At 41.3% G+C, this 14011-nt stretch carries 13 protein-coding genes; 4 read left to right on the plus strand and 9 right to left on the minus strand.

The window, feature by feature from the left end; genetic code table 11:
- Positions 1-117: 117 nt before the first annotated feature.
- The 6 genes from ADI76_RS03425 to ADI76_RS03450 all read right to left on the minus strand — a co-directional run bounded on the left by ADI76_RS03425 (position 118) and on the right by ADI76_RS03450 (position 7465).
- Positions 118-1860 carry an ABC transporter ATP-binding protein gene (locus ADI76_RS03425; RefSeq protein ID WP_049514771.1) on the minus strand — a complete coding sequence of 581 codons (1743 nt, stop codon included), beginning with the start codon at positions 1858-1860 and terminating at the stop codon, positions 118-120.
- The gene (locus ADI76_RS03430) at positions 1857-3584 is read right to left on the minus strand and encodes an ABC transporter ATP-binding protein (protein WP_049514772.1); all 1728 of its coding nucleotides are present in this window, start codon (positions 3582-3584) and stop codon (positions 1857-1859) included. Before ADI76_RS03430 ends, ADI76_RS03425 begins: the two co-directional genes overlap by 4 nt.
- Before the next feature lie 36 nt (positions 3585-3620).
- On the minus strand, positions 3621-4349 hold the full coding sequence (locus tag ADI76_RS03435; RefSeq protein WP_049514773.1) for a DUF1003 domain-containing protein: 729 nt from the start codon (positions 4347-4349) through the stop codon (positions 3621-3623).
- A 67-nt stretch (positions 4350-4416) separates the two neighbouring features.
- On the minus strand, positions 4417-5763 hold the full coding sequence (asnS, locus tag ADI76_RS03440; RefSeq protein ID WP_152905766.1) for an asparagine--tRNA ligase: 1347 nt from the start codon (positions 5761-5763) through the stop codon (positions 4417-4419).
- A 147-nt stretch (positions 5764-5910) separates the two neighbouring features.
- Entirely contained in the window at positions 5911-7089 is a 1179-nt protein-coding gene (locus ADI76_RS03445; RefSeq protein WP_049514774.1) for a pyridoxal phosphate-dependent aminotransferase, read from the minus strand.
- Positions 7090-7105: 16 nt separating this feature from the next.
- A complete protein-coding gene (locus ADI76_RS03450; RefSeq protein ID WP_049514783.1) occupies positions 7106-7465 on the minus strand; it encodes a DUF5590 domain-containing protein in 360 nt (119 codons plus the stop codon).
- A gap of 345 nt (positions 7466-7810) precedes the next feature.
- Here ADI76_RS03450 and ADI76_RS03455 point away from each other — a divergent pair, with 345 nt between their 5' ends.
- Positions 7811-8257 carry a MarR family winged helix-turn-helix transcriptional regulator gene (locus ADI76_RS03455; RefSeq protein WP_049514775.1) on the plus strand — a complete coding sequence of 149 codons (447 nt, stop codon included), beginning with the start codon at positions 7811-7813 and terminating at the stop codon, positions 8255-8257.
- Between the two features lie 118 nt (positions 8258-8375).
- Here the strand turns inward: ADI76_RS03455 and yaaA are convergent, their stop codons facing one another.
- Complete coding sequence (gene yaaA / locus ADI76_RS03460) at positions 8376-9101, minus strand: peroxide stress protein YaaA (RefSeq protein WP_049514776.1); 726 nt, start codon at positions 9099-9101, stop codon at positions 8376-8378.
- A gap of 66 nt (positions 9102-9167) precedes the next feature.
- Here yaaA and ADI76_RS03465 point away from each other — a divergent pair, with 66 nt between their 5' ends.
- Complete coding sequence (locus ADI76_RS03465) at positions 9168-9668, plus strand: DUF1836 domain-containing protein (protein ID WP_049514777.1); 501 nt, start codon at positions 9168-9170, stop codon at positions 9666-9668.
- Entirely contained in the window at positions 9643-10290 is a 648-nt protein-coding gene (gene trhA / locus ADI76_RS03470) for a PAQR family membrane homeostasis protein TrhA (protein ID WP_049514778.1), read from the plus strand. Before ADI76_RS03465 ends, trhA begins: the two co-directional genes overlap by 26 nt.
- Before the next feature lie 420 nt (positions 10291-10710).
- Here trhA and ADI76_RS03475 read toward each other — a convergent pair whose 3' ends face one another.
- Positions 10711-11910, minus strand: coding sequence for an MFS transporter (locus tag ADI76_RS03475; protein ID WP_049514779.1), 1200 nt, complete (start codon positions 11908-11910; stop codon positions 10711-10713).
- Positions 11911-12305: 395 nt separating this feature from the next.
- On the opposite strand from ADI76_RS03475, the gene ADI76_RS03480 reads away from it, so the two are divergent.
- On the plus strand, positions 12306-13610 hold the full coding sequence (locus tag ADI76_RS03480) for a PLP-dependent aminotransferase family protein (RefSeq protein WP_049514780.1): 1305 nt from the start codon (positions 12306-12308) through the stop codon (positions 13608-13610).
- Between the two features lie 17 nt (positions 13611-13627).
- Here the strand turns inward: ADI76_RS03480 and ADI76_RS03485 are convergent, their stop codons facing one another.
- Positions 13628-13876, minus strand: a complete 249-nt coding sequence (locus ADI76_RS03485; RefSeq protein WP_049514781.1) for a hypothetical protein — start codon at positions 13874-13876, stop codon at positions 13628-13630.
- Positions 13877-14011: the final 135 nt, after the last annotated feature.

Raw genomic sequence — 14011 nt, forward strand, 5'->3', positions numbered from 1 at the left:
GATTGCTGAAATCATCCACTGGATAATTTCACCTAACGTCCGTACTCACCTAAGGAAAGTTTTGAATATGTCTTTTCTTCAATCTAAGCATTTTCAAATCTGAAAATGCTTTTCATTTTAACTAATCTGTTGCTGAGCTGTCTGCATCTTGTAGTAAACACCTTGTGTTTGCATTAGCTCTTCATGAGTGCCATGCTCAACAATATCGCCATCCACCATGACAAGGATCATATCGGCATTTTGAATGGTCGATAAGCGGTGAGCAATGATAAAGCTGGTCCGTCCCTTCATGAGCTGATGAAAGGCATCTTGAATCAAGACCTCAGTCCGAGTATCAATAGAGGATGTCGCCTCATCTAAGATCAAAATCTTAGGAACCGAAAGGAAAACACGCGCAATCGTTAAGAGCTGGCGTTGACCTTGGGACAAAGACTCTCCAGCATCTGAAAGATACGTATCATACCCTTGTGGCAACTGCCGGATAAAGAAATCCGCATTAGCTGCTTTGGCTGCTTCTATCACTTCTTCTCTGGTCGCATCTGGACGAGAAAAGGCGATATTTTCATGAATCGTCCCAACCTTAAGCCAGGTTTCTTGTAGAACCATGCCAAACTGTTGGCGGTAGGAAGCACGGGTGTAGTCCGTAATCGGCACCCCATCGATTGTAATCATTCCAGAGTTAACAGGGTAGAAACGCATGAGCAGATTGATCAAGGTCGACTTCCCTGCTCCTGTAGGCCCTACAATCGCTACCTTACTAGCGGCTGGAACCTGAATGGTTAAATCTTTGATCAAGGTCCGTCCTAAATCATAGCCAAATGCGACGTGCTCAAAGTCAATCGCTCCTTTAACATTCTGCGTTTCCAAAAATTGATGACCGGTTTCCTCAATCTCATCTTGATCCAATACGCTGTACAAGCGCTCTGCGCAGGCAAGGGCACTTTGGAGTTCTGACAAGACAGAGGAAATATCATTAAATGGCTTGGTGTATTGGTTGACATAATTGAGGAAGGTCACTAATTGACCAACTGTAAAGTGAGAACCTGAAATGATTCGAACCGCACCAAATCCAGCCACCACTGCATAAATCAAGGCATTCACAAAGCGAGTCGCAGGATTGACAGTAGAAGAATAAAAGATAGCAGATTGGGAATACTTAGCGTAGGTTTCATTGGTCCCCTTAAAGGACTTACGGAATTGATCCTGAGCGTTAAAAGACTGGATCAAGCTTTCTTGCGTCAACGACTCTTCGATCAACTGAGTTTGCAGCCCACGCGCCTTGGTCTGCTCTTGGAAAAGCGTATAAGAACGCTTGGCAATAAAACGAGCAATCAATAGAGACAAAGGAGTCAAGACCAAAACCGCTACCATCATAAAGAAATCCAGCTCTGCCATGGTCACAATGGTCACAAGAATGGTTAAGAGCCCAACAAAGAACTGGTTGAAGACCATAAGAAGCCCGCTATTGAGTTGCTCCACATCAGTTGTGAGACGACTAACGAAGTCCCCACTCCCTTGTTTATCCAGATAAGATAAGGGCAAGCGGTGAACTTTCTCCATCACTTCTGCCCTTAGGTTTTGGCTAAACCGATAGACCAATTGATTATAGAGAAGAGGATTGATCCATTGAATCAAGGTATTCGCCAAAATAATCAGCACCATTTGGATCAAAACTGGCAATAAGACTGTTATCCCTTGAGGATTGATGACCAAGTCAACCGCATGACCAATCAAGATCGGTAACCAAACCGTTAAGGCTACTTGAGCGATGGTTCCGAGACTGGCTAGAATCAGGAGCCCGGGATGGTTGGCAAAATCTCTAAACAGACGTTTTAAATAACTAGAGCGTTTTTGACTCATGCTTCCCCCCTCCTGTGTTGTGAATCATGAATTTCTTGATAAATCTCATTGGTAGACAAGAGGAAATCGTGATTTCCCAGTCCTACTTGATGACCCTTGTTCAAGACCAAAATCTGATCAGCAGACTTGAGACTATTGGTTCGTTGAGATACTAAGATCAAACTTATGTCACTCAATTCTTCTTTAATCGATTTTAAGAGACGAGCCTCCGTCAAATAATCCAGGGCAGAAGTCGAATCATCCAAAATCAAGAAAGGGGCCTTTTTCAAAAGAGCACGCGCAATGGTCAAACGCTGGCGTTGGCCACCTGAGAAATTTCGACCAAAGGCTTCTACTGGCTCATCCAGTTGTCCTTCTTTTTCACGGACAAAATCAGCCGCCTGAGCTGTTTCCAGTACCCACCATAAATCATCATCGGACACATTTTCTTCCATTCCTAGTAAGAGATTGGAGCGGATAGTCCCTCTAAAGAGCTCTGCCTTCTGTGGGACTACAGCTATCCACTCCCGCCATTCCTTGAGAGTTCTAGGAGAGTGACCTTGATGATAGAGGGCTAATTTTCCCTGACTAACGGCATACAAATGACTCAATAACTGAACCAGGGTAGACTTCCCAGATCCTGTACCACCGATAATTCCCAACATCTGTCCATGATCCATATCAAAGGAAATTCCCTCTAGGGCTGGGCTTGAAGCCGTTGGATAGGTGAAAGAAACTTCCTCTGCACTGATCGCTTCTTGTTCTCTTGCGGTTTCCTCTATCAAAGCTTCTAGGAGGTCTTCTTCTTTCAAATCAAAGATCTCTTGTACCCGCTTGGCTGAAATATAGCTGACATTTAAAGAAGTGACCAGCATAGCCAGTTTGATCAATTCTGTTAAAATTTGTAATAAATAATTGACCAAAGCGACCAACATCCCTTGGGTTAGAAAGCCACCAGAGATATTAACTTGCCCCTGCCAAATAACACAGACTAAGGTCGTATTGACCACAAGGAAGGTCAAGGGACTAACCAAACTAGACCAGATACCAGCGCGAATTTGCCAGACTTTGTAGTCCTGATTGACCTCTCTAAAATCTTCTAATTCACTAGCCTGTTGTCCAAAGGCCCGAATCACTCGCATCCCTTGAAATTGCTGACGCGTCAGCGTAACCATCCTGTCTGTGATTTTCCGAATGGTTGCAAAGAGCGGATTGACAATCCGAGACATGATAACAATAATCAGCATCAAAATGGCCACCATCCCCAAGAACCAAAGGGTTAATTTCGGACTGATCGTAAAGGCCATGATAATAGAGCCAAAGACAATAATCGGCGCCCTCAAAAAGAGGCGCAAGAAGAGATTGATCCCAACCTGGATTTGATAAGTATCAGAAGTGAGACGGGTTACCAAACTAGATGTACCGATTCTATCTCGCTTGTTCTTTGGAAGGGACAAGATCTTATCATACAAATCCTTGGTCATCTCACGGGTAAATCCGACAGCTGCTTTAGATGAAAAATACTGAGCCGTAATAGCAACGACGACACCAAAGCTAGCAAATATAAACAAAGCACCGACCATCATCACCACTCCGCTCGTTTCCTTTTTCGGAATGACCTGATCAACTAAATGGGCGATGATTAAAGGTACGCACAATTCAAAGATAGCTTCTAATAGTTTAAATACAGGACCTAAAATAGTTTCCGTTAGATAGCCCTTAAAATACTTCAATAATGATGTCATCGTCTCCCCATTCTCCTTATCTGGATATATGATTGATCAGTCAACTTCTTCTTTGGCTTGGTTCATCTCTTGACGCAATTGGGTCACTTGATTAGACAAAGAAACCAACAATTCGGTTTGCAACTTTTGAATCTCTAGTAGATCCGTCTGATCTTGTTGCACCATATGGTCAATTTTTGTATGGAGCAAACGAATTTCTCGTTCCGATTCCATATTGACGTTAAAGTCATTTCGTGCTTGCAGGCGATCATAATCTGCCGCACGATTTTGACTCATCATGATTAAAGGAGCTTGAATCGCCGCAATCGTAGACAGGGCAAGATTGAGCAAAATGAAAGGATAAGGATCAAAATTCCAACCAAAGGGATGCAAGACATTAATCAACATCCAAATTGCCATCATAAGAATGAAACTGATAATAAAGGTCCAAGACCCGCCAAAGCGTGCAACTGAATCCGCCACTCGCTGGCCGAAAGTATAGCTTGCTGTCAAACGATCTTCAACGTTAAAGGGACGCTCACTTGCAGGCATAACAGCAGTTACTTGCTGTTTAATCGCTTCGTTCTTATCATTGGCTCTGTCAATAATCTGACCTAGATAATCCATGCAATATTGGCTTAAATTTTTGTAGGTAATAAAATCATCCATTTGACTTTCAGGATAAGAGGACTTGAGCATCTGTTGAATGGTATGGTCTAGATCTACAATCAAAGACCCTTGTCCATCCTCGTATTCTTTCCCGTCGATGATGTCTATTTTCAGCATAGAAATTCCTTTCATAGTTTTTGGACCAGATAAAAGTTAAAAACGCCTAATGGCGTTTTTACGTCTATTAAGGTTTGATACGGTGCAACATACGTGGGAATGGAATCGCTTCACGGATGTGTTTCGTTCCAGCTGCGAAGGTTACCATACGCTCGATACCAATACCGAATCCACCGTGTGGTACTGTACCGTATTTACGAAGGTCAAGATAGAATTCATACTCTGTACGATCCATACCAAGTGATTCCATCTTCGCTACAAGGGCATCATAGTCTTCCTCACGCATAGAACCACCGATGATTTCTCCATAACCTTCTGGCGCAAGCAAGTCTGCACAAAGCACGCGATCTGGGTTCCCAGGAACTGGTTTCATGTAGAAAGCCTTGATAGCAGCTGGATAGTTGATCACAAATGTTGGCAAACCAAAGTGGTTTGAAATCCATGTTTCGTGTGGTGAGCCGAAGTCATCTCCATGCTCGAGATGTTCATAGTCTGCATCTTCGTCGTTTTCATGCTCTTGCAAGAGATCAATGGCTTCATCGTAAGTAATGCGTTTGAATGGCTCTGCAATGTAGCGTTTCAAGAGCTCTGTATCACGTTCCAAGGTTTCCAAGGCTTGAGGAGCACGATCTAGAACACCTTGAAGCAACGCTTTAACATAAGCTTCTTGCAAGTCAAGTGACTCATCATGTGTCAAGTATGAGTACTCAGCGTCCATCATCCAGAACTCAGTCAAGTGACGACGAGTTTTTGATTTCTCTGCACGGAATACTGGACCAAAGTCAAAGACGCGACCAAGGGCCATAGCACCAGCTTCAAGATAAAGCTGACCAGATTGGCTCAAGTAGGCTGGTGTTCCAAAGTAGTCTGTTTCAAAAAGTTCTGTAGAGTCTTCTGCTGCATTTCCTGAAAGAATTGGGCTATCAAACTTCATGAAGTCGTTCTTGTCAAAGAAGTCATAAGTCGCGTAGATGATGGCATTACGGATTTGCATCACTGCTACTTGTTTACGTGAACGCAACCACAAATGACGGTTGTCCATCAAGAAATCTGTACCGTGTTCTTTTGGCGTGATTGGGTAATCTTGCGATTCACCGATGACTTCGATGTCTGTAATATCCAGCTCATAACCAAATTTAGAACGTTCGTCTTCTTTGACAATCCCTGTTACAAAGACTGACGTTTCTTGGCTCAAGCGTTTGATGGTATCAAATTTTTCAGTTCCCACTTCTTCCCCAAATTTTTCAATAAAGTTTGGTTTAAAAGCCACACCTTGGAAAAAGGCAGTCCCGTCACGCAATTGCAAGAAAGCAATTTTCCCTTTTCCTGATTTGTTGGCCACCCAAGCCCCGATAGTCACTTCTTGACCTACGTAGTCTTTAACTTCGATGATAGTAATCCGTTTTGTCATCATTCATCTTCCTTTTCTCGTTAAACTTGTCCGAAGACATTATCTTCTTTATTGTATCATAAAAAGGCTTTCAGTGCTAGATTCTACCTGTGAAAAGCTGATTTTTTTAAAGAAAAAGATCCTCAGCTCAATGCTAAGGATCCAATATGTTTATTTTTCCATAAAGTCCTTGAGTCGACGAACAGCTTCTTTGAGGGTATCCAAATCTGTCGCATAAGACAAGCGAACATTTTCAGGGGCACCAAAACCTGCACCGGTGACGAGAGCTACTTCAGCTTCTTCCAAAATCGCTGTGGTAAATTCCGTCACATCCGTGTAACCCTTCATCTCCATGGCCTTCTTTACATTTGGAAAGAGATAGAAGGCTCCTTGAGGTTTGATAGCTTCAAAACCAGGTACTTCATTTAACAAAGGATAAATGGTATTCAAGCGCTCTTCAAAAGCTTGGCGCATGATCTCAATAGAAGATTGATCTCCGGTTAGGGCTTCGATGGCAGCATACTGGGAAACTGTCGTCAAATTAGAAGTTGTTTGGCTGATCACCTTGGCCATAGCCCCGATAATCTCAGGATCCCCCACTGCAAACCCAACACGCCAACCAGTCATAGCATAGGTTTTAGAAACTCCGTTAATCACGATGGTTTGCTTGCGAATTGCTTCTGACAAGCTAGAAATTGGCGTAAACGTATTGCCATTATAGACCAAACGACCATAGATATCATCTGCCAAAATCAAGATGTCGTGCTCAACAGCCCAGTTTCCAATCGCTTCGAGTTCTTCTTTGCTGTAGATCATTCCTGTTGGATTGGATGGTGAATTCAGCAAGACAACCTTGGTCTTGTCTGTCCGTGCTGCTTCCAACTGCTCTACCGTTGCTTTGAAGTGATTTTCTTCTATTGTTTGGAAAGTAACGGGTGTTCCTTCAACCATCTTGACTTGATCCACATAAGAGACCCAGCAAGGTGTTGGAATGATGACTTCATCACCTGGATTGATAACAGAAGTAAAGAAGGCATAAAGAATAAACTTGGCGCCAGTGCCGACCACTACTTCATTGCGGCTGACAGCATAGCCATAAAACTCTTTCATATAGTCACTAATGGCATCCTTCAATTCTGGAAGTCCAGACGCTACCGTATAAAAGCTAGCCCGACCATCCTCGATGGATGCCACTGCTGCTTCTTGAATGTTTTTTGGAGTCGCAAAGTCAGGTTGACCAAGCGTCAAACTCAAGATATCACGACCTTCAGCTGCCAAAGCTTTGGCACGAGCATTTGCAGCCAAAGTCACGCTTTCTTCCATTTCCAATACACGATTTGATAATTTCATATTTCCTCCTCAAATCCTAAAAAACACTGGTTACTTTCCCAGTCTTGAAATCCACCACATAATAAGATCTGCCAGACTTAACTTCCCAGATCGGTTTGCCTTTAAAGCGTCCAAAAGTTACCCGATCAATCGCGTCTTTGCTCTCCTCTTTCACAATCGCCTTTGCTTTTTTCTGGCTGATCCCCTCTTTTAAAGGGTAAGCATAGACCTGATCATCTGCCTCCGCCACCAAGACCGCTAGTTCTTGCCCCCCCTGGTCTTTTCCAATAAAGGAAAGATACGCTTCTGTGCCATGGAAGAAACTCTCCGTATCAATTGTAACCATCGAAGAGTGCGACAGCGCTATATTTCTTGCTTGTTCCATTTGATCCTGCATGCGATCCGAAGTTTTTTCAGCAAGAAATAGCCAAGAAAAAAGCACCGTCAGAACTAAGACACAGATTCCTATTATATGTTGCCATATGATAAAAAGATAATTTTTCTGTTTCACTCCCTCATTATACACCAAAGCTACCTAGAATTCTATAGATTTTCGAGAAAGAATTGTTACTAATATTTCATACCTGTTACAATGTTTTAGTATAAAATTGTTTGAGAAACAAACTAAAATTAACACCTTGTATGTTTTTTGTTCATAGTTTAATAAATTTGTCACATTTTTGTAACTAATTTGAAAATAAAATTAAACGACAGAAACACTATTTATTGATAAAATATAGATATGGAAAATTTAAAGAGATTATTCAAAGAAGCAAACGTAGATTTAAAAACCATGATCGTCTTCCACAAGGCGGAACGATTGATCCGTGCATCTGAGGCTCATATCTTTAAAAAGCACCAGTTGACACCGACTCAATTCTCTGTCCTTGAGACCTTGTATAGCAAAGGCGATCTTCGCATTCAAGATCTGATCGATAGCATTCTTGCGACCTCTGGAAATATGACTGTGGTTATTCGCAATATGGTCCGCGATGGTTGGATTACACGCGAAACCGATCCAGAAGACCGTCGTGCATATGTTGTATCTATTACAGATGCCGGTCGTAAAAAGATCGAAGAAGCTCTTCCAGATCATATTAAAAATATTCAACGCTTGATGCAAGTCTTTAATAGTGGCGAGCAAGCTGAGTTAACAGAACTCTTGAAGAAATTCAAACATATCGCCTAAGCCTACAGCTCAAGACGATTCTGACTCCAAAATCCTCTATTTTGGAGTTTTCATCGTGCATTCTCTTTATCTAACAGATCAAAAAACTATTCCTGATGCTTCTCAGGAATAGTTTTATTTATTCTTTCACAAAGACCCATTCTTTCTCTCGCGATAAATCCTCACAATAAGAGAAACCTGCTACTTCTAATGATTTCAGATCTTCTAGATGGATGATTTCTTCCTTCATCATAGCCGTCACCATGGCCCCACGTGCTTTCTTTGAAATCGTTGAGTGAACCTTCAGTGTCCCGCCACGATTCTCCATAAATTTAATCTGGATCATTCGCTCGCGAATGGCTTTTGAAAAAACCAGTTCAAACTCAGAGGACAATAGAGATAAGATCTCCTCCTCTCCTTCTACTGCCTGATCATAGTCCTCTTGCCAGAGTGCCTTTAGAGATTTTCCAGCTGGTTTTAACTTCATCATAAAGTCTAAGCGATGAGGAGCAATTCCCTCATAGGCTGGGATCACCCCATATAAGGCAGTCGTGATCAACAAATGCTCCTGAAGATAAGTCTGCTCTTTTTCAGATAAGCCTTGACGCTCGATACTCCGGTACATCAGACCATCAAATAGTTCCAAAGCAGGATAGGTCTTAGCACTCCCATCTAACAAAGCCTCAATTCTTTCTTTTTCTACTAGGGCTCTTTCTTCTGAGATCCCGTAAAAGGTCGCTAATTCTTCTAGTGAGAATTGTTTCAAAGCTTGGAGGATGGTTTTTGTCTTGTGTGACAAGGGTTGGGACTCGACCATACGAGCCTGTTCGTTCAGTTCTTTAGCGGATGGAATTAATAGTTTCATAGGTCTATTGTACCATATTTTTCAAAATTTCTTGACAGGAGTTTTTATTAATGTTATTATCTAGTTATGAAAACTAGATTAAAGAAAGGTGAAGATTTAGTGTCCACTTTTTCCTATCCAACCTGGGAGCAACTGCCTGAGCTAGACCTCTATCTCGATCAGGTCCTTCTTTACGTTAATAAAACCTGTGCACCTGTCCTCTCTTCTTCAGACAAGGGCTTGACGGCTGCCATGATCAACAATTACGTCAAGCATGGCTACGTCGAAAAACCAGATAAGAAGAAATACCAGCGTAAACAGGTAGCTCGCTTGATCGCTATTACAACCTTAAAAACGGTCTTTTCTATTCAGGAGATCGCTTCTACCTTAAATTTTTTGCAGGACCAGGCAAGCTCAGATCTTCTCTATAATAGCTTTGTTGCTTATCTCAATGAGCAAAAAGAGCCGATTGCACCCATTATTCGCTCTGCCTGTCAGACAGTTCAACTTTATCTAGAAACCCTATCTTATATACAACCAGCAAACAAGGAGGAAGAAACTGATGAATTATACCATGAAACTAAGTAAAAAATTATCTTTTGGTGAGGAGATCGCAAATAGTGTAACCCACGCTGTTGGAGCCCTCCTTATGCTCATCCTGCTTCCGATCTCAGCAGTCTACAGCTTTGAGCAGCACGGTCTTCTTAGTGCTTTTGGGACTTCTATTTTTGTCATTAGCCTCTTTTTGATGTTTTTGTCTTCGACTATCTATCATGCCATGTCTTATGATTCTCCTCAAAAGTATGTGCTTCGCATTATCGACCATTCCATGATCTACATTGCGATCGCAGGCAGTTACACGCCAGTTGTCCTCACCTTGATGAACAACTGGATGGGCTACAGCATTATCTTAATCCAATGGGGTACCACTATCTTTGGCATTCTCTACAAAATCTTTGCTAAAAAAGTCAATGAAAGATTCAGCCTCACTCTTTACTTGATCATGGGCTGGTTGGTTATCTTTATTATTCCTCAAATTGTTAGTCAAACTACCCCTATCTTCTGGGGGCTCATGCTCATGGGCGGTCTGTGCTACACGGTAGGAGCTGGCTTTTATGCCAAGAAAAAACCCTATTTCCATATGATTTGGCACCTCTTTATCCTTGCTGCATCTGCCCTTCAGTATTTAGCCATCGTTTACTTTATGTAATACAGCCTCTAGTCTTTTAAACCACACCCGAAAAGTTAGATAGAAAAAATCTAATTTTTCGGTTTTTTTTATTTAAGCAACTGAAAAAGTCGTTGACGTCCTTCTTCTTCCTATGAAGGAGAGATTAGGCAAAATACAGACCAGTCTATTAAAAAACTACCGAGACGAGTTCTTATAGACGATTTTGATTCCTAACACAATCAGTGAAGTAGGAACAAACCAAAAGGACCTAGTCCTGTGGAATACAAAACTAAGTCCTTTTTTACATTATTTGTCTAACTTTTGGGGATCAATACTAGCATTGGAGATTTGAGAAATGACATGATTTCTCAAATCTTTCTGTTTACATCAGATGATTCACCCATCATTTCATGCTATGTACTATTTTAACATAGGTGGACAAATGAACGTATGGAGCTTTTATTCCGTCTTTGTCCCCTTATTTAATAGCTTGCCCATTTTCCTCAATCCAATCAGTAAGAGAGGGAAAGATAGGAGGGTCACAAGGCCTAGTACAAGGAAAACAGCTACAAATCCACAAGTATCGATGAACCAACCAGTCAGAGGGAAAATCACAATCATAGACAAACTAAACATCATGGAGTTTATACTAAGCATGGTTGCTCGTACACTGGAAGGCAAATAAACTTGTAAATCATTGTAGTATATAGGTTGATACACTGCATAAAGGGCATTGGTCAAGAGATAGACGCTTAGATAGGCGAATGGAGTCTTAAAAGCTACCAACAGCAAGGCCAAGCCTGTCAGTGCAACCAGAATTGGAAAGACTTGATTGCTATTCGATTTCTTCCCAATTTGACTAGCTAAATAAACTGCTAGAAGATTGAATCCACTACCAATCAACATAATGAGTGAAACTTGCCAACTGGCTAAGTCACTGATTTTTTGTTGGTAGTAAAAATAGAACATGCACATAATGGTCCCTACCAGCTGATAGGTCAGCATCCAGTAAAACAAGACTGGTTTTTCCTGCCATTCTTGTTTCACTACCACCAATATCCGTTTTAAGGTCAGACTATTTCTTTCATCTCTCTTGCTCTCTGGCTCTTTCATCAGACAAATCAAGAGAATGGAAAGTAATGAAAGACCTATGGCAATATGATAGGTCCAAGCCAAGGCCCCATGAACAAAGAGACCGGCTACCACTGTTCCTAACGTTCGGGTGACTTCAGCCACTCCAGATAAAAAGCTAGAAATCTGAAGATAACGATCCTTTTGACCTGCTTCTACCGCCGAATCAAACAAGAAAGCAGTATTCGTACCTGAATCAAAATTGTAGGACCAGGCATTAACCATCATGGCAATCGCATAAATCCAAAAATTCCCCTGACCAAACAAAATCAAGATAGAGGACACAATACTGGCTATGCGAGCCAAATAGAGATTGGTCTTGTAACTAAATCGATCGGCCAACATGCCTGATGGAATTTCGCTCAATAGACTAGTACCATGAAAGATACTCTCTAATAGCCCGATCTGAAGCAAGGAAAGACCATTTTGAATGAAAAATAAAATCCAGAAACTAGTGATTCCAAAATAAGATGTGAATTCCAGACCTGCTAAGAGTGGAATATTGCGTTTGTAAGTTCTTTTAAACATTGTTCTTCCTCTTTCAATTGATATTTTAAGTGTTTCTAAAAGACTTACCTAGATTTGCCTACATTTTCTCCACCTCTTTCATTGATCGTAAAAAGTTATGTAGCTTGTTTATGGTTATAAAGGTTTGATTCGATGCATCACATACAGATACGGAACTGCTTACAGATAGGTCTTGTACCAGCTATACAGGTAAGCATTTGTTCAATCCCGCACTCCAATACACTGTGCGTACTGTACCCTATTTACGGAAGACACTACGATCTTCATTCTATCATAAAAAGTCGAACGGTACTAGATTCTACCTATGAAAACAAGATTTTTAAAAGAAAACCATCTTCAACTCATTCTCAGAGTGGTATTTTTGTGATTATTTCTGTACAATAGAAAAAAACTGTATGGGGACAGTCAAAATGAAGACGAGCAAATACCAAGAAATTATTCATGTTCTAAAAAAAGCCATTCAAGACGGAGAACTGGTGACCGGTCAGAAAATTTCCTCCGTTCGCCAGCTAGCCAATCAATTTTCTTGTAGTAAGGATACGGTGCAACGGGCCTTGCTGGATTTGACCTACCAGCACTTACTCTACGCAAAACCTCAAAGTGGCTATTATGTTTTGGAGCAGGAACCTGACCAACATGAGGATCTTCCACTAAAATTAGAGAAAGACCGCAATCAGGCTTTTGAAGATTTCCGGACCTGTATCAATGAAACCTTGATTGGTCGTGAGAATTATCTCTTTAATAATTTTTCAGATCAAGCAGGATTACCAGAAGTACGCCAATCGATTCAAGGCTTATTGAAGGAAGAAAGTATTTATACGACTGCGGATCAGATCGTTTTGACTTCTGGTACACAACAGGCACTCAATATCCTCAGCCAAATTGACTTTCCCAATAAAAAATCTCAGATCTTGATTGAGCAGCCGACTTATCATCGGATGAATCAACTCTTAGATTCGCAGCAACTTGCCTACCGGACCATTCAACGAAATTTAACGGGAATTGACCTCGAGGAACTCGAAGAGATTTTTAAGAGTGGCCACATCAAATTTTTTTACACGATCCCCCGTTTTCACTACCCACTTGGTCATAGCTATTCTACCAAGGAAAAAGAAGCAATCTTGCAACTAGCTGATCAATATGATGTCTACCTTGTCGAGGACGACTATTTGGGAGATCTTGATGGCCGCAATGCTCCTTCTTTTTATTATCTAGATCGCAATAATCGAGTTATCTATATCAAGTCTTTTTCGACCAATCTCTTTTCTGCTCTTCGCATTACTTCCATGATCCTTCCCCAAGCCCTTCTTAAACCTGTCTTGACCTATAAGACAATTCTGGACTATGATAGCAACCTTATTATGCAAAAGGCTTTGAGCCTTTATATCGATAATGGTATGTATCTGACCAATAAAAAGCGACTCCTCGCCAGAAAAAAAGAGGAAGAAGAAAGTCTGAAGGCTTTGATGGATCAGTCCTCTCTTCTACCTCATCTGACCCTGACCCACGATGGGGTCCTAGTAGATCTTCATCAGGTCAAATCTCTTGCTTCCTTAAAACACAGTGGACTCTCTCTTGATTTCTTTGAAGCAGCCTACATCACTCCTTGTCCCTATCAACTAGCAAAAATCCAATCAGCAGATGTTGCCAACGTTTTACCAAAGCTGACGCCTTTTTTTGAAAGAGAAACCCTCGTATAGACTATACGAGGGTCTTCTTATTTTTTTAAGTGCTCATAGACCAATTTGGCATTTTGAAGGCCAATCCGATAGTCGATGCGAATTAAGCGAATCGCTTCCATCTCTGGTTCTTTGAGGTACTTCTCTTTTTGTTCCTTGGAGATGCTACCTGGTTTTAGAAGATAGTGGGTGAATTGATTTCTAACTTTAGTAAGCTCTACTTGAAGGGTGAAATAAAGTCCAAATAAGACAATAACAACTCCCATTAGGATGAGATCGTTTGACATGATTGTTGCTTCCTTTTTCTGTTCTTTTCTTTATTTTACAGTTTTCAAGCAAGAAAAACAAGAGGCTGGGAAAAAAGTCCTAGCCTCTCAATTGTCTTTGGATTGTCGGGCAAGACGCAGTGGTTGAGTGGGCTC

This window comes from Streptococcus parasanguinis (genome assembly GCF_001074805.1).
Taxonomy (GTDB): domain Bacteria; phylum Bacillota; class Bacilli; order Lactobacillales; family Streptococcaceae; genus Streptococcus; species Streptococcus parasanguinis_A.

Excerpts from the sequence above, each read along its gene's own strand:
- ADI76_RS03425 (WP_049514771.1), bottom strand. The coding sequence starts at position 1,860 with ATGAGTCAAAAACGCTCTAGTTATTTAAAACGTCTGTTTAGAGATTTT.
- ADI76_RS03430 (WP_049514772.1), bottom strand. The coding sequence starts at position 3,584 with ATGACATCATTATTGAAGTATTTTAAGGGCTATCTAACGGAAACTATT.
- ADI76_RS03435 (WP_049514773.1), bottom strand. The coding sequence starts at position 4,349 with ATGCTGAAAATAGACATCATCGACGGGAAAGAATACGAGGATGGACAA.
- asnS (WP_152905766.1), bottom strand. The coding sequence starts at position 5,763 with ATGATGACAAAACGGATTACTATCATCGAAGTTAAAGACTACGTAGGT.
- ADI76_RS03445 (WP_049514774.1), bottom strand. The coding sequence starts at position 7,089 with ATGAAATTATCAAATCGTGTATTGGAAATGGAAGAAAGCGTGACTTTG.
- ADI76_RS03450 (WP_049514783.1), bottom strand. The coding sequence starts at position 7,465 with ATGCAGGATCAAATGGAACAAGCAAGAAATATAGCGCTGTCGCACTCT.
- ADI76_RS03455 (WP_049514775.1), top strand. The coding sequence starts at position 7,811 with ATGGAAAATTTAAAGAGATTATTCAAAGAAGCAAACGTAGATTTAAAA.
- yaaA (WP_049514776.1), bottom strand. The coding sequence starts at position 9,101 with ATGAAACTATTAATTCCATCCGCTAAAGAACTGAACGAACAGGCTCGT.
- ADI76_RS03465 (WP_049514777.1), top strand. The coding sequence starts at position 9,168 with ATGAAAACTAGATTAAAGAAAGGTGAAGATTTAGTGTCCACTTTTTCC.
- trhA (WP_049514778.1), top strand. The coding sequence starts at position 9,643 with ATGAATTATACCATGAAACTAAGTAAAAAATTATCTTTTGGTGAGGAG.
- ADI76_RS03475 (WP_049514779.1), bottom strand. The coding sequence starts at position 11,910 with ATGTTTAAAAGAACTTACAAACGCAATATTCCACTCTTAGCAGGTCTG.
- ADI76_RS03480 (WP_049514780.1), top strand. The coding sequence starts at position 12,306 with ATGGGGACAGTCAAAATGAAGACGAGCAAATACCAAGAAATTATTCAT.
- ADI76_RS03485 (WP_049514781.1), bottom strand. The coding sequence starts at position 13,876 with ATGTCAAACGATCTCATCCTAATGGGAGTTGTTATTGTCTTATTTGGA.